This window comes from Pseudomonas sp. Irchel 3A7 (assembly GCF_900187565.1).
GTDB lineage: Bacteria > Pseudomonadota > Gammaproteobacteria > Pseudomonadales > Pseudomonadaceae > Aquipseudomonas.
Genome location: NZ_FYED01000010.1, coordinates 103,806 through 128,273 on the forward strand (window position 1 = coordinate 103,806; position 24,468 = coordinate 128,273).

The 24,468-nt window shown below is 60.7% G+C and carries 18 protein-coding genes and 1 pseudogene; 13 read left to right on the top strand and 6 right to left on the bottom strand.

Features of this window, described 5'->3' with window-relative positions; genetic code table 11:
* The first annotated feature begins 100 nt into the window (after nt 1–100).
* The 9 genes from CKW21_RS17615 to CKW21_RS17655 all read left to right on the top strand — a co-directional run bounded on the left by CKW21_RS17615 (nt 101) and on the right by CKW21_RS17655 (nt 10,596).
* Entirely contained in the window at nt 101–1,219 is a 1,119-nt protein-coding gene (locus CKW21_RS17615; protein WP_095195225.1) for a glycine betaine/L-proline ABC transporter ATP-binding protein, read from the top strand.
* Nucleotides 1,216–2,064 carry a proline/glycine betaine ABC transporter permease gene (locus CKW21_RS17620; protein WP_095195226.1) on the top strand — a complete coding sequence of 283 codons (849 nt, stop codon included), beginning with the start codon at nt 1,216–1,218 and terminating at the stop codon, nt 2,062–2,064. The genes CKW21_RS17615 and CKW21_RS17620 overlap by 4 nt, the downstream gene beginning before the upstream one ends.
* Nucleotides 2,061–2,912, top strand: coding sequence for a proline/glycine betaine ABC transporter permease (locus tag CKW21_RS17625; protein WP_095195227.1), 852 nt, complete (start codon nt 2,061–2,063; stop codon nt 2,910–2,912). Before CKW21_RS17620 ends, CKW21_RS17625 begins: the two co-directional genes overlap by 4 nt.
* A 293-nt stretch (nt 2,913–3,205) precedes the next feature.
* Complete coding sequence (locus CKW21_RS17630) at nt 3,206–4,216, top strand: GlxA family transcriptional regulator (protein WP_170948686.1); 1,011 nt, start codon at nt 3,206–3,208, stop codon at nt 4,214–4,216.
* A gap of 300 nt (nt 4,217–4,516) precedes the next feature.
* A complete protein-coding gene (locus CKW21_RS17635; protein ID WP_095195229.1) occupies nt 4,517–5,239 on the top strand; it encodes a GntR family transcriptional regulator in 723 nt (240 codons plus the stop codon).
* A 107-nt stretch (nt 5,240–5,346) separates the two neighbouring features.
* The gene (locus CKW21_RS17640) at nt 5,347–6,666 is read left to right on the top strand and encodes an FAD-binding oxidoreductase (RefSeq protein ID WP_095195230.1); all 1,320 of its coding nucleotides are present in this window, start codon (nt 5,347–5,349) and stop codon (nt 6,664–6,666) included.
* Nucleotides 6,667–6,836: 170 nt separating this feature from the next.
* Nucleotides 6,837–8,165 carry an MFS transporter gene (locus tag CKW21_RS17645; protein ID WP_095195231.1) on the top strand — a complete coding sequence of 443 codons (1,329 nt, stop codon included), beginning with the start codon at nt 6,837–6,839 and terminating at the stop codon, nt 8,163–8,165.
* Nucleotides 8,166–8,195: 30 nt separating this feature from the next.
* Nucleotides 8,196–9,107 carry a dihydrodipicolinate synthase family protein gene (locus CKW21_RS17650; protein WP_095195232.1) on the top strand — a complete coding sequence of 304 codons (912 nt, stop codon included), beginning with the start codon at nt 8,196–8,198 and terminating at the stop codon, nt 9,105–9,107.
* Nucleotides 9,100–10,596, top strand: coding sequence for an aldehyde dehydrogenase (locus CKW21_RS17655; protein ID WP_095195233.1), 1,497 nt, complete (start codon nt 9,100–9,102; stop codon nt 10,594–10,596). The genes CKW21_RS17650 and CKW21_RS17655 overlap by 8 nt, the downstream gene beginning before the upstream one ends.
* 136 nt (nt 10,597–10,732) lie before the next feature.
* Here CKW21_RS17655 and CKW21_RS17660 read toward each other — a convergent pair whose 3' ends face one another.
* The 5 genes and pseudogenes from CKW21_RS17660 to CKW21_RS17680 all read right to left on the bottom strand — a co-directional run bounded on the left by CKW21_RS17660 (nt 10,733) and on the right by CKW21_RS17680 (nt 18,386).
* The gene (locus CKW21_RS17660) at nt 10,733–11,593 is read right to left on the bottom strand and encodes a CAP domain-containing protein (protein WP_095195234.1); all 861 of its coding nucleotides are present in this window, start codon (nt 11,591–11,593) and stop codon (nt 10,733–10,735) included.
* Nucleotides 11,594–11,747: 154 nt separating this feature from the next.
* Nucleotides 11,748–12,392, bottom strand: a complete 645-nt coding sequence (locus CKW21_RS17665; RefSeq protein WP_095195235.1) for a metalloregulator ArsR/SmtB family transcription factor — start codon at nt 12,390–12,392, stop codon at nt 11,748–11,750.
* A gap of 19 nt (nt 12,393–12,411) precedes the next feature.
* Nucleotides 12,412–12,747: pseudogene (locus CKW21_RS17670) on the bottom strand (hypothetical protein); the annotation flags it as partial.
* 276 nt (nt 12,748–13,023) lie between these two features.
* Nucleotides 13,024–17,115, bottom strand: coding sequence for a bifunctional nitrate reductase/sulfite reductase flavoprotein subunit alpha (locus CKW21_RS17675; protein ID WP_095195236.1), 4,092 nt, complete (start codon nt 17,113–17,115; stop codon nt 13,024–13,026).
* A gap of 368 nt (nt 17,116–17,483) precedes the next feature.
* Complete coding sequence (locus CKW21_RS17680; RefSeq protein WP_095195237.1) at nt 17,484–18,386, bottom strand: LysR substrate-binding domain-containing protein; 903 nt, start codon at nt 18,384–18,386, stop codon at nt 17,484–17,486.
* A gap of 131 nt (nt 18,387–18,517) precedes the next feature.
* On the opposite strand from CKW21_RS17680, the gene CKW21_RS17685 reads away from it, so the two are divergent.
* Together CKW21_RS17685 and CKW21_RS17690 are read left to right on the top strand one after the other, a co-directional pair.
* A complete protein-coding gene (locus CKW21_RS17685) occupies nt 18,518–19,903 on the top strand; it encodes an MFS transporter (RefSeq protein WP_095195238.1) in 1,386 nt (461 codons plus the stop codon).
* On the top strand, nt 19,900–21,174 hold the full coding sequence (locus CKW21_RS17690) for a glucarate dehydratase family protein (RefSeq protein ID WP_095195239.1): 1,275 nt from the start codon (nt 19,900–19,902) through the stop codon (nt 21,172–21,174). The genes CKW21_RS17685 and CKW21_RS17690 overlap by 4 nt, the downstream gene beginning before the upstream one ends.
* Nucleotides 21,175–21,388: 214 nt before the next feature.
* On the opposite strand, the gene CKW21_RS17695 is transcribed toward CKW21_RS17690, so the two are convergent.
* Nucleotides 21,389–22,177, bottom strand: coding sequence for an alpha/beta hydrolase (locus tag CKW21_RS17695; protein WP_095195240.1), 789 nt, complete (start codon nt 22,175–22,177; stop codon nt 21,389–21,391).
* A 52-nt stretch (nt 22,178–22,229) separates the two neighbouring features.
* Between CKW21_RS17695 and CKW21_RS17700 the strand changes: the two genes are divergently transcribed.
* Both CKW21_RS17700 and CKW21_RS17705 read left to right on the top strand, forming a co-directional pair.
* Nucleotides 22,230–23,507 carry an NTP/NDP exchange transporter gene (locus CKW21_RS17700; protein ID WP_095195241.1) on the top strand — a complete coding sequence of 426 codons (1,278 nt, stop codon included), beginning with the start codon at nt 22,230–22,232 and terminating at the stop codon, nt 23,505–23,507.
* Entirely contained in the window at nt 23,504–24,448 is a 945-nt protein-coding gene (locus tag CKW21_RS17705) for an aldo/keto reductase (protein ID WP_095195242.1), read from the top strand. Before CKW21_RS17700 ends, CKW21_RS17705 begins: the two co-directional genes overlap by 4 nt.
* The last annotated feature ends 20 nt before the right edge of the window (nt 24,449–24,468 follow it).

Sequence of the window (24,468 nt, forward strand, 5' to 3'; positions counted from 1 at the left end):
CGTTAACGTCCATCGCGAGCGAGCTCGCTCCTACAGTCATGCCACTGCCGAGTTTTGATCAATTAGAAAAACCAGCAAAACTGGTTCAATAGGCAAAAAAATGAATACGGTCAAAATAGACACTAACGAATTGCTCGTGGATTGTCAGTCAGTCTGGAAAATCTTCGGTCAGAACGCCAAGGCGGCGATGGATGCTGTGGTGCAAAAGGGACTCAGTAAAACCCAGATCCTGCAGGATTATGGCTGTGTGGTCGGGGTCTCTGATGTCAGTCTCCAGGTCCGTCGTGGCGAGATCTTTTGCATCATGGGACTGTCCGGTAGTGGCAAGTCCACCCTCATCAGGCTACTCAACAAGCTGATCACCCCCAGTTCCGGCAAGGTTCTGGTCAAAGGCAATGACCTTGCCGCCCTGTCTCCCGCGAAACTGCGGGAAGTCAGGGCACGCAACATCGGCATGGTGTTCCAGAGTGTCGCCTTGCTGCCCAATCGCACGGTGCTGGAAAACACCGCGTTTGGCCTGGAAGTGCAGGGCGTCGGTAAAGCCGAGCGCTATCAGGTGGCGGAGCGGGCATTGGCCAAGGTCGGCTTGACCGACTGGTCTTCGCGTTACCCCAGTGAACTGTCCGGCGGGATGCAGCAACGGGTCGGTCTGGCGCGGGCCATTACCGCAGACCCTGAAGTCATCCTGATGGACGAACCCTTCAGTGCGCTGGATCCGCTGATTCGTCGGCAGTTGCAGGATGAATTCCGCCAGTTGACCAAGGACCTTGGCAAGTCCGCGGTGTTCATTACCCACGACCTGGAAGAGGCCATCCGCATCGGCGATCGCATCGCGATCATGAAAGATGGGGTGATCATCCAGGTCGGCACCGCCGAAGAGATTGTCCTCAATCCGGCGGATGACTACGTGGCCGAGTTTGTTGCCGGCATTTCCCGCTTGCACCTGGTCAAGGCCCATTCGGTCATGACCCCGGTGGCGGCATTCCAGGGGGCCAATCCATCCTGTGATCTCACGCGGCTGCCGAAAGCCTCGGCGGAAGCCGATCTCGACGAACTGATCGGCCTGACCACGCAATCCAGCCTTGAAGCCATCACCGTCGTGAAAAACGGTGTGGTGGTGGGGGTGATCACCCCCCGCGATCTGCTGCGAGGCGTGCAGGGTCTGCCGAATGAAGTCGCGGCTGAACACGCGGCCACCGTCCTGGAGGCGTCGACATGAGTACGCCCGATTTTTCCTCGCAATTCGACTCGGCTGTCGACTCCGGCCTGGAGTGGCTTTCCGAGAACGGCGAGTTCGTATTCGAGACCTTCAATACGGTATTGGAAGGTATTTTCAAAGGCGTGTTGTGGTGCCTGGCCTACCCACCGTATTACGTGATTGCGATTCTCTTTGGCCTGATCGGCTGGCGCATGGTGGGGCTTCGCTTTGCCGTACTGTCGGCCCTGGCGTTGCTCGCCTGTGCCATGATCGGCCTGTGGCCGGAGACGGTGAGTACGCTGGCATTGGTGCTCACGGCCACGGTATTGGCCTTGATGGTCGCCGTTCCTTTGGGCGTGTTGGCGGGGCTGGCGCCGGTATTCGATCGCGTGGTCGATCCTTGCCTCGACCTGGTCCAGACCATGCCGCCCTACATCTACCTGCTGCCGGCCATTGCATTGCTCGGCTACGGTCCGGCCACGGCCTTGTTGGCGACCTTTATTGTGGCGGTGCCACCCGCGCTGCGCCTGACTTCCCTGGGTATTCGCATGACGCCCAAAGAGTTCATCGAGTTGGGCGAGGCCAGCGGGGTCACCGGGTTGCAGATGTTCTTCAAGATTCGCCTGCCGTTCGCCATGCCCAGCATCATGGCCGGGGTCAACCAGAGCCTGATGATGGCCTTCGGCATGGTGGTGATCGCCGGGATTGTCGGCTCCGGCGGTCTCGGTGAATCGATCTACGGTGCCGTGCGAACGCTGGATATTGCCAAGTCGATCAACGCGGCGATTGCCATCGTGATTCTGACCATGATCCTCGATCGGCTCGCACAGAGTGCGGCGCGGTCGCGGATGGGAGACAACCAATGAGCCTCCTCGATCTGCGTTTCTCGCCCGGTGCGTTTCTCGCGCCAGCCATCGATTGGATGAATGCCAATCTGCACGGTCTGTTCGTGCTGATCAGTAAAGTGATCGAAACCAGCCTGGGCGGTATTGAAAGCGCATTGCTGGCGCCGTCGCCTTATGTGTCGATCGCGGTGGTGGTGGTCCTGGCGTTCATTTTCGCCAATCTGCGGGTGGCGATTTTTGCCGGGCTGATGTTGGCCTTCTGTCTGTTCTCGGGGCTGTGGGTGGCGTCGATGCAGACCATAGCCCTGGTCTCGGTGTCGGTGCTGATCTCGGTATCGATTGCCTTCCCCCTTGGCGTGCTGGCGGCACGGGTCAAGCGCGTCGATGCGGCGTTTCTGCCAATTCTCAACGTGATGCAAACCGTACCGCCGTGGGTCTACCTGATCCCGGCAGTGATGTTGTTCAGCCTCGGTCGCGTACCGGCCATCATCGCAACCATCGTGTATGGCATCCCGCCGATGCTGCGGCTGACGACCCTGGCGTTCAAACAATTACCCAAGGACCTGCTGGAACTCGGCCAGGCGCTGGGTGCTTCTCCGCGGTCGATTCTGTTCAAGATCGAATTGCCCACCGCAGCACCGACGCTGCTGGTCGGACTGAACCAATGCATCTTGCTGTCGCTGGCGATGGTGGTGTTGGCGGGGCTGGTGGGTGCCGGCGGTCTGGGTGCGGAAGTCACCCGTGGCCTGACCCGAATGGAAATGGGCCTGGGGCTTCGTGCCGGTCTGGCGATCGTTGCGGTTGCCTTGCTGCTCGACCGCTTGTCACGCGGCGCCTTGCAACGTCATTCGCCACGGCAGATGGTTTAAGACCGTTGTACCCATCACTTAAGGGTAGGGGGCAGCACAATCCCTGTGGGAGCGAGCCCGCTCCGGGCGGCGTTCCGACGAAAGCGGTGTGACAGTCAACATCACTGCTGAATGTTACATCCTCTTCGCGAGCAGGCTCGCTCCCACAGGTTCTACTCCTGAGCTAAGCGTTAAACCCACTTGCCCACGGCGTTCAATTTGCGTAAACAGGCCACTCACCGAGCCTGCTCAGGAGTATCAGGTATCAAGGCGTTAATTCACATGTTCGTCAACACGACGAAGCGAGGCGTGCGTTGGTAGAGCGACGTCAGTTCAGCGGTGGCATGAAGGGCAAGAACCTGCGCTACCTCAATGAGCACGAAGGCCAGTCGGTCCGGGCGCGGGCGGGATTTCTGTTGCTGGAGCATTTTTCCTTGCCGGCGTTCACCCAGGCGCTCGACACAGTCATCACCGCCAATTTGCTGCGACCTGAGTTGTTTTCAACGAAAACCTTTGGCTTGACCGAAGGGGAAGTGATCAGCGATCTGGGGTTGGTGATTCGACCCGATGCCTGTCTCAGCCACGCCGAAATCCAGGCCCTGGATTTGCTGGTGGTGTGTGGCGGTTATCGTACCGCGCTCAAGGCCGATGAGGCGTTGACCACCCTGTTGCACGGTGCGGCCGAACTGGGTGTGACCCTGGCGGGCATCTGGAACGGCGCCTGGTTTCTCGGGCGCGCGGGATTGCTGGACGGTTATCGCTGCGCGATTCACCCCGAACATCGCCCGGCACTGGCGGAAATCGCCAAGTTGACGCAAGTCACCAGCGAAGCCTACGTGGTGGACCGCGACCGTCTGACCGCCTCGAGTCCAAACGGCACCTTCTATATGGCGCTGGAGTGGATCAGGGGTCTGCATGACAAGGCGTTGACCGATGGCATTGAAGATATTCTGGCGTTCGAGGCCTCACGTTACCGGCGCATCAAACCCTCGCTGAACGCTTCGGTCTGCGGCCCGTTGCGCGAGGTGGTCAACCTGATGGACGCCAACCTCGAAGAACCGCTGGAGATGGAAGCGCTCTGTGAGTACGCGGGCCGCTCCCGGCGACAGATCGAGCGGCTGTTCAAGGAACAACTGGGCACCACGCCGCAGCGCTATTACATGGACTTGCGCATCACCGAAGCGCGTCGTTTGCTGCAGCACACCTCGTTGACCATCGTCGAAGTGTCGGTGGCTTGTGGTTTCGTTTCGCCCAGCCACTTCAGCAAGTGCTACAGCTCGTATTTCGGCTATCGCCCATCCAAGGAAACGCGGTTGGTCAAATGACCGCCGCACCGCGGTTTTGTAGGAGCGAGCTTGCTCGCGATGGGCTCGAGAGCGCCGCGTGTAAACCGTAAGCACGCGTCATCGTTAACGACCATCGCGAGCAAGCTCGCTCCTACAGAACGCCCGCGTTAATACCGTCGGTTTTCAACTCGAATTCATTCCCCATCCACCACCCATCACCTGCCATCGGCCGCTGTTTCTTTTGTGTATTTTAATTGTAGACACAAAGAATAACGTTGTTTTATAGTGAGAATACAGGTAGTAGACAATGCTCACTCACCCGTACGAAGGTTTCTGAAGATGGCCATAAAAGAACTCGATCTGCAGGCTTCCACCGATCTGCCTGTTGACCGTAAAGCCGTGTTGGGCGAAGCGCTGCGGCGCCGGATCCTGAGCATGGAACTGGCACCTGGCGCAGTGGTGGATGAACTGGCCTTGTGCGACGAGTTCGGGCTGTCCCGGCCACCGGTACGTGAGCTCATGCGGCAGATGGCAGCCGAGGGTTACATCGATCTGGAAGCGAACCGCGCCGCGCGGGTTTCGTCGATGAACTATCAATCGCTGCGCAGCTTTTTCCTCGCCGCACCGCTGATCTACATCGCCACCACTCAACTGGCCGCGACCCACGCCACGGCTGCCGAGCTTGTCGAGCTCAAACGCATCCAGGCACTGTTCCGCACCGCCATCGAAGAAAAAGACGTCGAGAAGCGCGTGCTCTACAACGACGAATTCCACCTGCAGATCGGCAAGATGGCGCACAACGCCTACCTGATGCCGAGCCTGCAGCGCCTGCTGATCGACCATGCGCGGCTGGGCAAGATTTTCTATCGCCACCCGACCACCGCCGACATGCAGGAAGACCTGGAAGTGGCGGCGGGGCAGCATGACGAAATGATCAGTGCCATTGAAAACCATGACCCGGTTCTGGCCGGGGATATCGTGCGCGCGCATCTGGAGCTGTCCCGCCGACGGATGTCCGAATACGCCGCGCCCGAAGGGCTGGAAGTGGCACTTACCTTCTAACAAGCAGTACCGGTTGCACTGGCATAACCACCACTTACACCGTGATGAGATCGTGCAGAAGGGAAGCTTTTAGTACTCACAACTATAAAAGAGCCCAGGTCGCGAAAATGGCAAAGATCAGATACACACCGGCAGACGACTCCACTTGTGGCTGGTTCCACCTGAGTCAACCCAGAGTGGCGCGTCCGTCTCACTCAGGCATCCGCTCGGCCCGCTGGGTGGTGGTGGGTGCCGGGTTCACCGGGCTGGCAGCGGCCCGGCAACTGGCGCTGAACTTTCCGGATGACGAGATCGTATTGATCGAGGCACAGGAGGTCGGGTATGGCGCTTCCGGTAGAAACGCCGGATTTGCCATCGACCTGCCACACGATATTGGCGCCGATGACTATATCGGCGACATCAAGACCGCCAGGATCAGCATGGAGTTGAACCTGACCGGGCAATCGATCTTGAAGAGTCTGGTGGAGAAGCACGGTATCCAGTGTCAGTTCAGCCTGTGCGGCAAGTACCAGGCGGCCATTGAAGACCGGGGCATCGCGGTGCTGGATGCTTACCGCCGTGGTTTGGACAAGCTCGGTCAACCTTACGAGATGATCGAAGAGAAGGACTTGCCCAGGCACATCGGCACCGGCTTCTATCGAAAGGCGCTGTTTACCCCTGGCACGGCACTGGTCCAGCCGGCTGCCCTGGTAAAAGGCCTGGCCGACAGTCTGCCGAGCAACGTGACGCTGTACGAAAACACCCCGATTACCGAAGTGGAGTATGGCGACAAGACCATCCTTACCCATAAGTTCGGCCGTATCGTTGCTGACAAATTGCTGCTGACCAACAACGCGTTCGCCATGAGTTTTGGCTTCTTGAAAGGGCGCATGTTGCCCATCTTCACCTACGCGAGCCTGACCCGGCCGTTGACGGAGCAAGAGCAGGCACGCCTGGGTGGCCGGCCTTATTGGGGCGTGATACCCGCCGACCCTTTCGGCACCACGCTGCGCCGGACCATGGATGATCGCCTGTTGGTGCGCAACAGCTTCAGCTTCAATGCCGATGGGCGCAGCCATCCCAAGTACCTGCAGCGGTTCCATCAGCGACACAAGGAATCGTTCGAGCGCCGATTCCCCATGCTCCCGGAGGTTGATTTCGAGTACACCTGGGGCGGCTCGCTGGCCATGTCGAGGAATCATATGGCGCACTTCGGCCAGTTGAGCAACAACGTCTACGGCGCACTGTGCTGCAACGGACTCGGGGTCACGCGGGGCACGGTGACAGGCACACTGTTGGCCGACTGGTTGGCGGGCAAAAGCAATCACCTGATCGACTTTTTGTTGTCCTCCCCGGGACCGAACAGAAATCCACCTGAGCCGATACTGTCCGCAGGCGTGAACATGAACCTTCTATGGGGTCAGTGCCGCGCAGGAAAGGAAAGCTGATCAAGCAACACGTAAGTTAGATAAGTTCGAATTTAAACGATTGATTGGAAGTTGTTAGTGCTATTGGCGCGTCCATGGCGGCTGACTGTTTTTGATCGAGACGGCTTTCGTTTACCTGGAATTCAGGTCTTTGAGCCCTTCGAATGACCGAGACGTAATAGGAGACAATAATGACAAGTCCTAATACATCCATTGAGGATGTTCCTCTCAATAACTTCCACCGGTTGTTGACGGCCCGTTCGGGAGGCGGGTCGTTTGTCGACGGTTATGTGTTGAGCATTATCGGCATCGCCATGTTGCAAGTAACGTCGGCGCTGAACCTGAGTGAATTCTGGCAAGGCATGATCGCGGCATCGGCCTTGATGGGTGTGTTTTTTGGCGGTTTTATCGGTGGCTGGCTGACGGACAAGCTGGGCCGCAAGACCGTTTATTTTATCGGCCCTTCACTGTTCATCATCTGTTCGCTGGCGCAATTCTGGGTGGAGTCGGCAGCGGCGCTGTTTGCCTTCAGGTTCATCATTGGGCTGGCCGTGGGCATCGAATATCCAGTGGCCACGTCGTTGCTGGTGGAGTTCCTGCCCAAGAAACAACGTGGCCCGCGACTCGCGGCATTGACCATTCTGTGGTTTGCCGGTGCGGCATTTGCTTACGTGGTGGGTAACGCCATCCTTAATGCGGGGGGCGACGATGCCTGGCGTTATGCACTGGCGAGCGCATCGGTCATCGGCGCAGTGTTGCTGTTGCTGCGCGTTGGCACACCGGAATCCGCGCGCTGGTTGTTGAGCAAGGGGCGTGACCGCGAGGCCGAGCGGGTGATCAAGCAGGTGTATGGCTCGCACTATTCACTGCGGGACCTGCCCGAACAGCCCGATGAAAAGAAGATGACTTTCATGGACTTGCTGCATTCCGGTTATGGCAAGCGCTTGTTCTTTGTCTCGGTATTCTGGTCGTGTTCGATTATTCCGGTATTCGCTGTTTATGCCTTTGCGCCTAAAGTTTTGTTGGCACTTAATCTGAAGGGCGAGTGGGCTTCCTATGGCTCCATGGCCATTACGTTGTTGTTTGTCGTCGGTTGTGTACTTGCAACCAGGCTGATCAATACGATCGGTCGGCGCAGCATGTTGATCCACAGTTTTCTCTGGTCGGGTGTTTCGTTGTTGCTGTTGGCAATATTTTCCAACGGCAACGAATTACTCGTGCTCTTTCTGTTCGGTGCCTACGCGGTGTTTATCGGTGGCGCGCAGGTGCTGCAACTGGTCTATCCGAACGAACTATTCCCCACGGAAATCCGCGCCTTTGCCGTCGGCATCGGCACTTCGCTGTCCCGTGTCGGGGCGGCGGTCGGTACTTACCTGGTGCCGGTTTCACTGCAGACACTGGGTATCGGCAACACCATGTATGTGGCAGCAGGCGTCACCTTTATCGGGTTGACGGCGGCCTGGGCCATGGCACCTGAAACACGTTCGCTGAACTTGCGCGATGCGGCGGCACTGAGTTGAAAAACATCCCTTACTGATGGAGAGGCAATCATGAAGTTCGAAGGCATCTATACCCCGGCAATCACTCCCTTGACGGCCAATGGCGAGATCGACAAATCGGCCTTCGCCGACGTGCTCGAGTACCTGATCGAATCCAAAGTGCACGGCATCATCATTGGCGGTTCGACCGGTGAGTACTACGCCCACACCGCGCAAGAGCGCATCGCCCTGGCGACCCAGGCCAAGGACGTGATCGGCGGGCGCTTGCCGCTGGTCATCGGCACCGGCGCCATCCGCACCGAAGATTCGGTGGAATACGCTACGGCTGCCCGCGCCATCAAGGCCGATGCGATTCTGGTCGGCTCGCCACCCTATGCGCTGCCGACCGAGAAGGAAAACGCCATCCACGCGTTGACCGTCGACCGCGCCGCCGACCTGCCGATCATGCTCTACAACTACCCGGCGCGCATGGGCGTCAGCATGGGCGAAGAGTATTTCGCGGCGGTGGCTGAATCGAAAAATATCGTCGCCATCAAGGAAAGCTCCGGCGACATGGCGCAAGTCCATCGCCTGGCGCGCAACCACCCGAACATTGCGTTGTCCTGCGGTTGGGACGACCAGGCTCTGGAGTTCTTTGCCTGGGGTGCGCGCAGCTGGGTGTGTGCCGGTTCCAACTTCATCCCCCGCGAACACGTTGCACTCTATGAAGCCTGCGTGATCGAGAAGGATTTCGAAAAAGGGCGCAAGATCATGAGCGCGTTCATGCCGCTGATGGACTTCCTGGAAAGCGGCAAATTCGTGCAGTCGATCAAATACGGCTGCGAACTCAACGGGCTGCGCACCGGCAGTGTGCGTTCGCCGCTGCAACCGCTGTACGAGCACGAAAAACAGGCCCTGAAAGACGTCATCGCCACCCTCAAGCGTGAAGTCGCTCAAGTGATCGGGAGTTCGAACAATGGCTGATCTTCTCAGTGCGGCTGAATATGCCGCTATCGCCCAGAAACTGAAGTTCCCAACGCAGTCCTTTGTGAATGGTGAGTCTTACACTTCTGGTTCGGGCAAAACGTTTACTACAACGAACCCGGCGACCAACGAAGTGCTGGCCGAGATCACCGCATGCGATGCCAAGGATGTCGATTTCGCCGTGGCCAAGGCCAAGGAGGCCTTCGACGACGGTCGCTGGCACAAGCTCAGCCCCGGCGAGCGCAAGAAAGTACTGCTGCGCTTTGCCGATCTGCTGGAGCAGAACACCCACGAACTGTCGGTCATGGAAAGCCTGGACAGCGGCAAGCCGATTCGCGAGTGCCAGCTCACCGATATTCCCGAAACCATTCATACCCTGCGCTGGCATGCCGAGCTGATTGACAAGATCTACGACAACACGGCACCGGTCGGTTCCGGTGCGATGACCCTGGTGGTGCGTGAAGCCATTGGTGTCGTCGGTCTGGTGTTGCCATGGAATTTCCCGCTGCTGATGCTTGCGTGGAAAATCGGCCCGTCTCTGGCCGCCGGTTGCTCAATCATCGTCAAGCCGGCCAAGGAAACCACGCTGACGGCACTGCGTGTCGCCGAACTGGCCCATGAAGCCGGCGTGCCGGCCGGTGTGTTCAACGTGTTGTCGGGTGGTGGCAGTGAAGTCGGGGAGCCACTGGGACGGCACATGGACGTGTCCATGGTCAGCTTCACCGGGTCGACGGCGACCGGTCGCCGCTTCCTCAACTACGCGGCCGATTCGAACCTCAAGCGCATCGTGCTGGAGTGCGGGGGCAAGAACCCGGCGGTGGTGATGAACGACGTCGAAGATCTGGATCTGGTGGCGAGCCATGTGGTCAACGGCGCGTTCTGGAACATGGGGGAAAACTGCTCGGCGTCGTCGCGGCTGATTGTCCATGCCGACATCAAGGACGAGTTGCTCAAACGCATCGGCGTGCAAATGCGCGAGTGGAAAATGGGCAGCCCGCTGGACCCGGAAAATCGCATCGGGTCGATGGTCAGCAAGGCGCACTTCGAGAAAGTCCGCTCTTACCTCGAACACGCTGCTGTCGAGAAGCTCAACGTGGTGTTCGGTGGCAACACCGAGAGCGACATTTTCGTCGAGCCGACCGTGGTCGACGGTGTGGGCGCTGAAAGCCGCCTGTTCCAGGAAGAAATCTTCGGCCCGGTACTCGCCGTGACCACCTTCACCACCATTGACCAGGCCATCGCCCTGGCCAATGACTCGGTATATGGCCTGGCGGCGTCGGTCTACACCGATAACCTGCGCAATGCGATCAAGCTGTCGCGGGAAATCCGCGCAGGGATCGTGACGGTCAACTGCTTCGGTGAGGGTGACGCATCAACGCCGTTCGGTGGCTACAAGGAATCCGGCTTCGGCGGGCGTGACAAGTCGATCTGGGCGCATGATCAGTACACCGAGATCAAGACGATCTGGATCGACGTTTCCGAGCGTTGACTGACTCTTCGCGAGCAGGCTCGCTCCCACAGGGGACTTTTGCGGCCACAACATCTGTGTGCGCATTGATCCATTGTGGGAGCGAGCCTGCTCGCGAAGACGGCATTACAGTCAACACAAAATCAAGCTACCTCCGTCAAGGCGCCCCAAACATCATCGTCCAATAAACCCCCTGATCACTGCGCGCTTGCGTGGCGACGCCTGCACCCACCTGGGTAAACATCGGATTCATCAAATTGGCGCAATGGCCCGGGCTGGCCAGCCAACCGGCCATCGCCTTGCTCGGTGAGCCTTGACCCGCCGCGATATTTTCCCCGATCTGTCGACCACGAAAGCCGGCGGCCCGCGCCCGGTCAGTGGCGGTGTCACCATCAGGATCGCGGTGGGAGAAATAATTGCCGTAGGCCATCGCCTTACTATGCCCCTGGGCCGCCGCGCCGAGGCTGGCGTTCCAGGCCAATGGCCGGGCGGCGGCGAAACGCTGGCGACCACACAGACGCGGTTTGGCACGGGCGGCGTTGACCTGTGCCAGCAAGGTTTTGCCGACGCTGCGCGTATCGCCCACCTGGCTGTCCAGCACCGGCCGCGCCAGCACCACTTGCCATTCACCGCGGCTGCGGCTGACCCCGACATCCGTGTATTGGCTGTCGAGCAAGGCGGAGCAGTGGTCACTCTGCATCAGGTCGAAAGCCTCTTCGGCATCTCGCGCACCCACCACCCGGATGCTGCGCACCGACACCGCCTGATACCCGGAATCCTTCAATCTTTCCCGCAAGCCGCCGCCATAACCCATCGGTAACGCCAGGCTGGATTTCTGCGCCAGCGGCGACAAGCGTTGGGCGGGGCGGCGTTCGCAGCCCCGGGGGTGGGCACGGTAGTCGTTGATCGCTTCCACCAGATCTCGCTCCGCACCGGCGTGGGCGGGGCTGGCGATGAAGGGAAGAGCGTTTAACAGGCACAGCGAAGTGAAGCGCAAGGCGAGGGCGGTTTGGCGCATGGGACGGACAGCTCTGATGAGATGACGACGGTTGGGAGGAGGATCAATCGCCGGTTTAGACTGGCGCCCCGAAACAAGTTCAAGGCGCAGGAGGGGATATTTTCAGGGGCGCTCTTATGTCCGACGGACGTAGCACAGGAGGGCATTTTTCCTGTCAGCGGGAATGGTGTTCAACCTCCGGCACAGACTTGACCGGCTGCAGTTTGAAACGGCAGACATGCCCGCCACGGACCATGCATTCGGTGTGCTCGACCTCACCGCCGCCCAACGTACCGATCAGAGCCAGATCCAGTTCGCAGACCACTGGATGGGCCGCGGCCAGGCGATGGAACACGCAGTTGTGTGCGACGATTTGCGCGTCACCGGATGAGCGAAAGAACACTTCGGCTTCATACCCCGCCTGATTCATGTGCTCCACAATCTTCACTTCATCGACGACTTCCTGTTCGCGGTCCCGGGCCAGTTTGCGACCCAGGCTGCGCATCAGCGTCGCCAGGGCCTCGGGGCCGATGATCTCCGCTACTTCATCGATCAGCGCGCTGGCCAGCAACTGATACTGGCGTGGGAATTGCTCCCTGGCATGGTCGGTGAGCCGATACAGCTGCTCCGGCCGCCGCCCCGTCGGACGGGTTTCGCCGCGCAGCACCAGGCCGTCACGCTCCAGCGCCGCCAGGTGTTGGCGAATCGCCGTGCGCGTGACCGCCAGATGCTCGGCCAACTCGTCAATGCTCATGCCGCCCGCTTGGTGCAGCAACGCATTGAGCAAGTCCTGCTGTGTGCGGCCCAGTCCTTCCAGCATGGTGTGCCCTCGCGCGGTGTCAGAACTTGTCCGGGAATTGCTTGACCAGTGCCGCGGTCAACGCGTCCGACAGCGTCAGGATGTGGGTGCGCATCATCTGCCAGGTCTTCGCTTCGCCTGCGTAGTCGTGGGCGGCGAACTCATCGATTTGCGCAATGTGGTGGCCGCCGTGTGCCGACAGCAAGTTCACCAACGTGGCTTCGGGCAGGTTGGGGTTGGCACCGGCCAGAAAAGCCGCAATCGCCTTGGCATTGCTGGTCAACTCCGTAACGGCGGCTTGCTTGTCCTTGGCGTCCTTGGCAACTGTCGCGTCGCTGTAGTGTTTCACCGCGCCCCAATGGCCTGCAAGCAACTCAGACCGGTTGTGCGCAGAAGGCCAGCAGGATCAAAGCCAGGATCTTGATATTCATGACGGCACCCTCTTGTAGTGGGAACGTTCGACAATATCAATTTAAGCATATAAATATGTTTTTATTGCGAAGGCAAAATCCCGGATTAACGGTCGTGAGTGCACTCACATAAATGTGGGCGCGAGCCTGCTCGCGAAAGCGGCGTATCAGTCAACAACGAGGTCGACTGACACTCCTTCTTCGCGAGCAGGCTCGCTCCCACAGGTTTATCGGCAAACCAGTCAATAAACATCCCGCAGATAACGCTTCTGTTCACTCAACTGGCGCCAGTAATCCGCAGCGCCTTCGGTGCACAATCCGCCATGGTCCTGGGCGATCCGGCGCAAGGCCTGGTCGACATCCCTGGCCATGCAACTGGCGTCCCCGCAGATGTACAGCTGCGCGCCTTCCTGCAGCCAGCGCCACAGTTCGGCACCCTGTTCGCGGATGCGGTCCTGCACGTAGATCTTCTGTGCCTGGTCACGGGAAAAAGCCAGGCTGAGTTCAGTCAGCAGGCCATCGCGCTGCATGCCTTGCAGTTCATCACGGTAGTAAAAGTCGCTGGCGGCGTGCTGCTCGCCGAAAAACAGCCAGTTCTTGCCCTGGTCGCCCCGGGCGCGACGTTCTTGCAGGAAGGCGCGAAACGGTGCGACGCCGGTGCCGGGGCCGATCATGATCATGGGCACGTCGCCATCGGCGGGGGCGCGGAAGTTTTTCGACGGCTGGACGAAGACAGGGACGGTGCTGTCTGCGGCGCGATCGGCAAGAAAGGTCGAGGACACGCCTTTGCGCTTGCCGTAACGCACGGCGGCCACTGTGAGATGGACTTCCTGCGGGTGCGCCTTGGGGCTGGAGGAGATGGAATACAGTCGCGGTTGCAGACGCTTGAGCGTGCCCAGCAACTCACTGGCGGAGCAGTCGACCGGAAACGCCTGCAACACATCCGCCAGTTGCCGACCCCACAGCCAGTCTTTCAATTCAGCCTTGCGCTCGCTGCCTAGCAGTTGTTTCAACGCCGGATTGCGACTGCGCTCGGCGATGAACGCCAGGGTATCGCTGTTGGGCCGGGCGATTTCGAAGTGTTCGGTCAGTGCCTGATGCAACGGCAGTTCACCGACCTTGTCGACGTGAACGGTGGTGTCGGCGCCCAGCCGCGTCAGTTCCAGCATCTCGCCGACCAGTTCCGGGCAGTTGCGCGGCAAGACGCCCAAGGCGTCGCCCGCTTCGTAGTGCAGTCCGGAATCGGCCAGCGCCAGGGAAAACATGCGGGTTTCCTTGTTGGCGCTTTGCTGGTTCAGGTGCAGGTTACTCAGCAAGCGTGAGGCATAGGGTTTGGCCTTGCACGGTGCGGTGACAGGGTGGGCGATAGCCGCCGGTGCTGGATTGATCGTTACCGGTTGCAGGGTTTTCAGAAGGTCGGCCAGCCACTGGTCCGCGCGGGCCTCGAACTCGGTGTCGCAATCGACCCGTTCCAGCAACCGCGTGGCGCCCAGTTCCTGGAGACGCTGATCGAGTTTTTTACCGTGCTGGCAGAACTGGTCATAGTTGGGATCGCCCAGGGCCAGTACCGCGAAACGCAGGGACTCCAGACGTGTCTCGGCACGGCTCAAGCTGTGCCAGAAACCTTCTCCATTGTCCGGCGGATCGCCGTCGCCGAAGGTGCTGCTGATCACGGCCAGGGTGTGAGTGTTGGCCAGTTTGTTGGCGGGAAAGTCGGCCATCGCGCTCAGCTCGACGGCGATGCCCGCGTCGCGTAAACGGCTGGCGAAGCGCTCGGCCAAGGCTTCGGCATTGCCCGTTTGCGAAGCCCATAGCAGCGTCACGGCAGGTGTGCTCGCCAATGATCCGCTGCTGTCGCTGAGTAGCGGAAGGGGTTCGGCCCGGCTGAATAAGCCGCCCAACACGCCGTCCAGCCATAACCGGGTGTCGGTGGCCAGGGGGGCGTTGGCTGGCAGGACAGGTACGCCACCGGCCTGGCGGCTCTCCGTCGATTGCAGGCCACTGACGAATCCGGCCAGGTAAAGGCGTTCATGTTCATTGAGCTTCGGTGAGGGCAGGCGACTGACGCCGGCGATATCGGCAAATGCCTCGATGCTCGACATGGCGAGTTCCTCTGGCAAGGGGCAAACGGGGAGACGTTCATCGGCAGGCGCAGGCACTTCGAGGAACTGGTGCTCGATCAGTTCGACCCGTTGCAGGGCGACTGCGCAGAATTTGAATCCGGGCTGCAGCGAAATCGGGTCGACCGCATCATGGGTGACGGCATTGACCGCCAGGTTTTCACCGAACACATCGTTCCAGTGAAACGGCGCAAAACAATTGCCCTGACGCACCCGGTCGGTCACCACCGCCGGCAGTACGGCGCGGCCACGCACGGAGCGCACTTCGACATGATCCTTGTCGCGAATGCCGAAGATGGCGGCATCTTGCGGATGGATCTCGACGAAGGGGCCGGGATTGAGCTTGTTCAGGGTCGCGACCTTGCCGGTCTTGGTCAGGGTGTGCCACTGGTGCTGCAAGCGTCCGGTGTTGAGGACAAAGGGAAAGTGTTCATCGGGCATTTCTGCCGGCGGCATGTGTGGACGGGCCAGGAAGATCCCTTTGCCGCGTTCGGTGGCGAAGACAATGGCCGGCCGGCTGCCATCGGCTTCGACCTTGAGCTGTTGGCTCACGCCATTGTTGAGATAGCGAATCGGATGGCGGTCCTCGCTGTCGTTTTCCGCGCAGGGCCATTGCAGCGGTTTTTCCCGAAGACGCGCATGACTGGCCCCGCGAATGTCATAGCCGGTCTTGGGGTTCCAGGCGCGTTTGATCTCTTCAAACACCTCGGCGGCCGAAGTGTAGGTAAACGCCTCGGCGAAGCCCATTGCGCATGCTACCCGAGCGATGATCTGCCAGTCGGCCAATGCTTCGCCGGGCGGCTCCACGGCTTGCTGCATCAGCGTCAGGTTGCGTTCGGAGTTGATCATCACCCCTTCGGCCTCGGCCCAGAGCGCGCCGGGCAGGAGGATGTCGGCGTAACGGTTGGTCTCGGTGTCGAGGTAGGCGTCCTGGGTGATGACCAGTTCGGCGGCTTGCAGGCCTTCAATCACTGTGCGGCGGTTGGGCACCGATGCCACCGGGTTGGTGCAGATGATCCAGCAGGCCTTGATCCGGCCCTCAGCCATTTGCTCGAACATGTCCACGGTGCCACCACCGACGTTGCGGGGCAGGCTGTCGCGGGGAATGCTCCACAAATCCTCGATGAACGCCCGGTCCGCCTCGACCAGCACCGAACGCTGGCCGGGCAGGCCTGGCCCCATGTAGCCCATTTCCCGACCACCCATGGCATTGGGTTGGCCGGTCAGGGAAAACGGCCCGCTGCCGGGCCGGCAGATCGCGCCGGTGGCCAGGTGCAGGTTGCACAGGGCATTGGTGTTCCAGGTGCCGTGGGTGCTTTGGTTCAGGCCCATGGTCCAGCAGCTCATCCACTCGGCTGCCTGACCGATCCACTCGGCCGCTTGACGAATGTCCGCTTCGGCCAGGCCGGTGAGTGCTGCGACCTTGTCCGGCGGGTAGTCGTCGAGGAATTGCGGCATGACTTCCCAGCCTTCGGTGAACGTGGCGATGAAGTCCGGGTCGGTGTAGCCGTTTTTTACCAGCAGATGCAGCAAGCCATTGAGCAAGGCCAGGTCAGTGCCGGGGCGGATTTGCAGAAACAGGCCGGCCTTGTCCGCCGTGGCGCTGCGCCGCGGATCGACCACGATCAGTTTGGCCCCGGCCTTGACCCGGTCCATCATGCGCAGGAACAGAATCGGGTGACAGTCGGCCATGTTGGCGCCGATCACAAAGAACAGATCCGCCTTGTCGAAGTCTTCGTAGGAGCCGGGCGGCCCGTCGGAGCCGAGCGAGAGCTTGTAGCCGCTCCCCGCGCTGGCCATGCACAGGCGCGAGTTGGATTCGATGTTGTTGGTACGGACAAAGCCCTTGGCCAGTTTGTTGATCAGGTATTGGGCTTCCAGCGACATCTGGCCCGAGACATAGAACGCCAACGCGTCTGGCCCATGGCTATCCAGAATGCCACGCAGCCTGCTGGCCGTTTCACTGATCGCCTGATCCATGGCGACCCGCGCCGGTTCCTGATTGCGCGCCTGGCGCAGGTAGGCGTTTTCCATTCGGCCCGACTCGGCAATCGCCTGCCCGCAGGTCGTACCCTTGGTGCAGAGTCGACCAAAGTTGGTCGGATGGGTCTTGTCGCCTGCGACCTTGACCACCCGATTGCCTTCGACCTGCATGACGATGCCGCAACCCACACCACAGAAGGGACATACGCTGCGTACGGTTTTGTCTGCCATCCTCGAAACCCTGCCAACACCTGATCAATTCAGAAACGCAAAAGGCGCCATGCGGCCCTCCGTCGGAACGGGGGCTACACGGCGCCTTTGTCGTATAGGTGCAATCTGCGTTGACTGCGTAGTGGGTGGTTGCAAAGGGCGGGCCAGAACCCTCAAGGCCACGCTGTAAAGGCTTTCGAGGCTGTCAGCAGTGATGGAACAACCGTTGGATGCACTTTTTTATTGCGATGTTCAGGCTCGATGCACCAGCGGATGGCGAGCCTGTAATCCCTGTGGGAGCGAGCCTGCTCGCGAAGGCGGCGTATCAGTCACCGTAAAAGTCGCCTGACACACCGCCTTCGCGAGCAGGCTCGCTCCCACAGGGGGGGCTACGATCCCCATCCCTCACGCACCGCCCGCCGAATCCCTTCCAGCAGCATCGCGAACGCCGGGTTGTCGTTGTTCTCGCGCCAGATCAGATGCAGCTCGCTTTGCACCCCTTCGCCCAGGTCGATATCGCGAAACACGACGTTCTTGAACACCACGCTGGTGGCGCAACGGGGCACCAGGGCCAGCCCCATGGCGGCGTTGACCAGGGCGAGGATGGTCAGGGACGACCCGAGCCACTGAACGTAATCAGGCGCAACGCGGGCCGAGCGCAGCATGCCGGTCAGCAGCTCGTTGAACGGCGGGTAGGCGGCGTGGGAGTACATCAGGAACGGCTGGCCGTCGAGGTCCTTGACCGACACGCTGGTGGCCGTGGCCAGTGGGTGAGTGCTCGGTACCGCCAGTACAAAGGGTTCGCGCACCAGGCATTCGGTGGAATAACCAGGCTCCAGCAACGGCGCGCGGGCGATGCCCAGGTCAATGCGCCGGGCGCGCAGGGCTTCGTGTTGCTGGTAGGTGTTCATTTCCGACAGGTCGATTTTGACGTGGGGTTGCGTCAGTCGCGCCTCGGCGATGACCTTGGGCAGGAACTCGTACACCGCGCTGCCGACGAAGCTGATATTGACCGAGCCGATATCGCCCTCGGCAAAACGCCGGGCGGTCACCGCGGCTTGCTGGGCGCGCTCCAGCAGGTTCTGTGCCTCGATGAAGAACGCACGGCCGGCAGCGGTGAGGGCGACGCTGCGGGTACTGCGGGTGAACAGCTCGACCCCCAGGTGATGCTCCAGCAACTGAATCTGCCGGCTCAGCGGCGGTTGAGTCATGTTCAGCCGTTCGGCGGCGCGGCGGAAATTCAGTTCGGTGGCGACGGTGGTAAAGCAGCGCAGTTGCGTCAGTTCGAACATTGATCTAATCCAGGTATCAATCGAATGCCAAGTTAGATTAGACGGGATCAATGCGGGCGTCCATCATCGCTCCAGGCCTACACCAATCCCTTAAAGCTACCCCTACAAAAAAAATGATCGGGAGTCGCCCCTTGAATACCCACCAGAGTCCACCCGACCCGAACGTGCTCGCCCGCGCTGCCGCCAAGGTCAAGCGCCACATCCTGCCGCTGTTCGTGATCATGTTCATCGTCAACTACATCGACCGGGTCAACATCGGCTTCGTACGCAGCCACCTGGAAACCGACCTGGGCATTGGCGCTGCCGCCTACGGCCTGGGTGCCGGGCTTTTCTTCATCGGCTACGCCATTTTCGAAGTACCGTCCAATCTGCTGCTGCAACGTTACGGCGCCCGCGCCTGGCTGACGCGGATCATGTTCACCTGGGGCGCCGCCGCGATGGCGATGGCCTTCGTCCAGGGTGAAACCAGCTTCTATGTGCTGCGCTTTATCCTTGGCGCCGCTGAAGCCGGCTTCTTTCCCGGGATCATTTATTACTTCACCCAATGGCTGCCATCCACCGAACGCGGCAAGGCCATGGCGATTTTCCTCAGCGGCTCGGCCATCGCTTCGGTGATTTCCGGCCCGGTGTCCGGCGCGCTGCTGCACATCGAAGGCTTGAGCCTGCACGGCTGGCAGTGGATGTTCCTGATCGAAGGCTTTGCCTCCATCGCCCTCTGCGGTTTTGTCTGGTTCTGGCTGCAATCGCATCCACGGGAAGCCAAGTGGTTCAGCGAGGAAGAAAAGACCGCGCTGATCACGGCCATTGATCTGGAGCAGCAGGCTCGCGATGCCACGCATACGGTCAAGCCGTCGATGTTCAAGTTGCTGGCCGACAAACAGATCGCGCTGTTCTGCTTCATCTACTTCTCGATTGCCCTGACCATTTACGGCGCCACGTTCTGGCTGCCGAGCATGATCAAGAAGATGGGCAACCTCGGTGACTTCCAGGTCGGCCTGTTCAACTCGATTCCGTGGATCATCTCCATCGTCGCGATGTACGGCTTCGCCGCCATGGCCAGCAAATGGAAGTACCAGCAGGCCTGGGTCGCGGTGACGCTGGTGATCGCCTCGTTCGGCATGTTCATGTCCACCACCGGTGGTCCGGTCTTCGCTTTCGTCGCCATCTGTTTTGCCGCGATCGGCTTCAAGGCGGCCTCGGCATTGTTCTGGCCGATCCCGCAAGGCTATCTGGACGCGCGCATCGCCGCGGCGGTGATCGCCCTGATCAACTCCATCGGCAACCTCGGCGGCTTCGTCGCCCCGACGGCGTTCGGCATCCTGGAACAGACCACCGGTTCCATCGAAGGCGGCCTGTATGGCCTGGCCGCTACATCATTGGTCGCGGCGGTGGTGATCTTCTTCGCCCGCACCGCACCGCGCGGCAACATCCTGAGCTCGCCGGCCGAAGATGCCACCGCAAAAAAGCCGGTCAGTCATCAAGCCCTGAAATCTGATCCAACGGGAGCAGCCTCTTGAAAATCACACGAGTCACCGTCACCCCCATCGCCTTCCGTGATCCGCCGCTGCTGAACGCCAGCGGTATTCATGAACCTTTCGCGCTGCGCTCGATCATCGAGATCGAAAGCGACAATGGCTACATCGGCCTGGGTGAAAGCTACGGCGACGCGCCTGCACTGGCGATCCAGCAGCAACTGCAAAGCCAACTGATCGGCCTGGACCCGTTCAACCTCAATCAACTGCGCGCGATCGTCCAGGCCACGGTGGCGGCGAACAAACCGGCGAGCCTGGCCGGCGCGGAACTGGCGCCCGGGTCCCACGCCAGCAAAGCGGTGAGCAATGCCTACTCGGCGTTTGAAGTGGCGTTTCTGGACCTGCAGGCACACTCCCTGAACGTGCCCTTGGTGGACTTGCTGGGCGGGGCGATCCGCGACGAGATTCCATTCAGCGCCTATCTGTTCTTCAAGTACGCGCAGCACGTCGATTCACCCTACAAGCCCGACAGTTGGGGCGAGGCGCTGAACGAGGAGCAGATCGTCGCCCAGGCGCGGCGCATGATCGAGGCCTACGGCTTCAAGAGCATCAAACTCAAGGCCGGCACGCTGCCGCCGGAGCATGAAGTGTCGTGCATCAAGGCCTTGAAAAGGGCGTTTCCCGGCTATCCGCTGCGCATCGACCCGAACGGTAACTGGTCGCTGGAAACCTCGGTCCGCATGGCCGAACTGCTCGGTGACGACCTGCAGTATTACGAAGACCCGACGCCGGGCCTGGATGGCATGGCCGAGCTGCACAAACGCACCGGCCTGCCGCTGGCGACCAACATGGTGGTCACCGACTTCGATGAGTTCCGCCGCAGCGTGGCGCAGAACAGCGTGCAGATCGTCCTCGCCGACCACCACTACTGGGGCGGCCTGCGCGACACCCAGGCACTGGCGAAAATGTGCGAGACCTTCGGGCTTGGCGTGTCCATGCATTCGAACTCGCACCTGGGCATCAGCCTGATGGCCATGGCCCATGTCGCCGCCTCGGTGCCGAACCTCGATTACGCCTGTGACACCCACTATCCATGGCAGGAACCGGATGAAGAGGTGATCAAGGGCGGCAAGCTGCCGATCGTCGACGGCTGCGTGAAAATCACCCGGGCTCCGGGGCTGGGCCTGGAACTGGACCATGATCAATTGGGCAAGCTGCATGACCAGTACCTGACGTGCGGGATTCGCCAGCGCGATGATGTGAAGCAGATGCAGCGTTACAAACCGGACTGGAAGGCGGTCAAGCCTCGGTTCTGATTGCAGTGTTTTGATGGGCATGTAGCAACCTTTGGTCCGGGAAGCGTGGTCGCGCTTGCCCGGACTTTTTTTCCTGTCGAACTGTTTTTTTGTAGGGGAGCAGGATGTGCCGGCCTTATCTCGACCTTGTGGGAGCTGGCTTGCCAGCGATGGCGACCTCGAGATCGCTATCGCTGGCAAGCCAGCTGCCACAGGTCCGTGTTTTCCTTTCACCCTACAATCCATCTCCCAGCAATCTGAGGTATTCAGGGCTGTCGCTGATGGAATTGTGCCCGGTGCCCGCAATCACCTGCAGCGTCGCTATGCCCTCAGGAAAATGGCTGAAGAGCCGCCGGGTACTGGCAGCGGGAATCACTTCGTCATGCTCGGCAGCGATCAGCCGTGTCGGTATCGTGATGTGTTCGGCATAGCGCCAGGACTCGAATTTATCCTGCAGCAGCCACTGCACCGGAAACCAGCGGAACTGGCGGACAGCGAGCTCCTCCAGGCTGTTGTAAGGCGTGATCAATAGCAACTTCGTCGCCGGGCGAGAACCGGCCAGGCGAATGGCCACGCCCGAACCCAGGCTGCGCCCGACCACGGCAATCTGCGGGTGGTCGGCGTAGACCTTGTCGAACAAGGCCATGGCGTCGCGGGCAATGGCTTCTTCGGAGGGCGAGCCGCTGCTGCCGCCGTAGCCCCGGTAATGCATGAAATACAGGGCATGCTCAGGAAAGGCCTGGGCGAATGGCGGCAGGCTGCGCGAGACGTCCTCGGCGTTGCCACCGAAGTAAATCAGCGCTTTTGGACCCACGTGCGGCCTGACCGAAACCAGTATCTGCGCGTCGTCGACGGGCAATGTAAGCAGCGTCGCGGCTGAGTCGACGGCGCGGGGTTGCGGGTAGTAGATGAGCGCGCGCTGAAACACGAACAGCGCAGCGCAAAGCGCCAGGTACAACGCTGCGAGGATGACGACGAGTAACATCAGGGTCCGGGACATTCGGCTAACGTTAGTGGGCGGCATTGACGGCTCCGGGGTGCTGTCAGAGTGTAGCTGGCGGTAAAGGAGGGGACCGATGCCCGATATTCCTCAATGGCTCAACGTACGGCCATCCGAACGATCGGCCCTGTGGCTGGGGTTCGCCTTCCATTTCTGCGTGCTCGCCAGCTATTACTTGGTGCGACCGTTGCGCGATGCCCTGGGGCTCGAAGGCGGCGCCGACAAGTTGCAGTGGCTGTTCACCGCCACTTTCGTGGTCATGTTACTGATGGTGCCCGTGTTCGGCGCGCTGGCGTCGCGCCTGCCGGCCACGCGGTTCGTGCCGCTGATCTACCGGGTGATCGCTGTGTCGATGCTGGTATTTGGCGGGCTGATCGCCAACCACGTCGCACCGGTCATGGTTGGTCGGGTGTTTTTTGTCTGGATCAGCATCTACAACCTGTTCATCGTCTCGATTTTCTGGAGCGTGCTGGTCGACCGCTTTTCCAGCGAGCAAGGGCGGCGACTGTTCGGATGCATCGCGGCGGGCGGCACCCTCGGCACGTTTGTCGGGCCGTTGCTGGCGGCGACCATGGCCACTCGTCTGGGGCCGATGGCCCTGACCGTCGCGGCGGCGCTGTTGCTGGAAATCGCCGTACGCTGCTATCGGGCACTGCTGTCGCGCACGCAGTCACAGTCCGGCAATCGGCTAATCGACGAACGGCGCATGGGCGGCAGCATGCTCGCCGGTATCACCCTGATTCTGCGCTCTCCCTACCTGCTGGGGCTGGTGCTGTTCATGCTGCTGCACACCAGTGCGGCGACCTTCTTGTATTTCGAGCAGGGACGGATTGTCGCTGGCAGCTACGCTGATACTGGCAGCAGGACGCAATTCTTCGCCGTCGTCGATCTGATCGTGTCGGCGCTGACCTTGACGTTCCAGCTGCTGCTGACGGCGCCGTTGATCCGCCTGGTGGGCATTGGCGGAGCGTTGGTCGCCCTGCCGATGGCGACGATCGTGGCATTCACCGCCATGGCGCTGGCACCGGTGCCGACCACCGTGGCGCTGGCCCAGGGCCTGCGCCGCGCGGTGGAGTTCGCCATCGTGCGCCCGGCGCGGGAGGTGTTGTGGACGGTGGTGAGCCGCGAGGAGAAGTACAAGGCCAAGAATGTGATCGAGACCCTGGTCTATCGTGGTGGTGATGCCGCCAGTGGCTGGTTGTCCGCCGGTTTGACGGCGCTGGGCACGGGGTTCGGTCTGGTGGCGGTGGCGATCGTGCCATTGGCCGGGTTGTGGGGCTGGTTGTGCCTGTGGCTGGCCAGGCAGCAGGCACGACGCGCCGGACCTGCACCACGGGAGAGGGACATGTCATGAGCCATGCGGATGGTTTCACCCGCAGGAAACTACTCACGCTGGCTGCCGGTGTTTCGGCGGTCTTCACGCTCGGTCCGGCGGTTGCGCAAACCGTGCTGTCGACGGGAACAGGAGGCAAAACCATGCAGACCCGCGCCATTCCTTCCAGCAACGAACCACTGCCCATCGTCGGGTTGGGCACCTATCGCGGGTTTGATGTCTCGCCCCAGGATCAGGCCTACCGGCAATTGCCCGGGGTGCTGCGTGCGTTGTTCGAGAAGGGCGGGACGGTGATCGACAGTTCGCCGATGTACGGTCGCGCGGAAGAGAACACGGGCGAATTGCTGTCGATCCACGAACCGCGCTCGCCGGCGTTTCTGGCGACCAAGGTGTGGACCCAGGGCCGCGAAGAAGGCATCGCGCAGATGGAGCAGTCGTTCAAGCTGTTGCAGACCGACCGTATCGACCTGATGCAGATCCACAATCTGCTGGACTGGCAAACCCATCTGCCGACCTTGCGGCAATGGAAGGAACAAGGGCGCATTCGCTACATCGGCATCACCCATTACACCTCGTCGGCTTATGAAGAAGTGGAAGCGGTGCTCAGGGCCGAGCCGCTGGACTTCCTGCAAATCAACTATGCCCTGGACGATCGCGGCGTCGAGAAGCGCCTCCTGCCGCTGTGCCGCGAGCGGGGCGTGGCAGTGATCTGCAACCGACCGTTCGGCGGCGGCGGGCTGATCGGCCGCTTGCAAGGCAAACCGCTACCCGGTTGGGCCGCACAAGTCGGGGTCAAGAGCTGGCCGCAGCTGGCACTCAAATTCATCCTGTCGCATTCGGCGGTGACTTGCGTCATCCCCGGCACCGGCAACCCGCGCTACATGACGGAAAACGCCGGCGCGGGCTTCGGTCCGATGCTCACCGATGCCCAGCGTCATCAGTTGATTGCGCTGGTGGAGTAGGGGATGCCCACTTAAGGGAG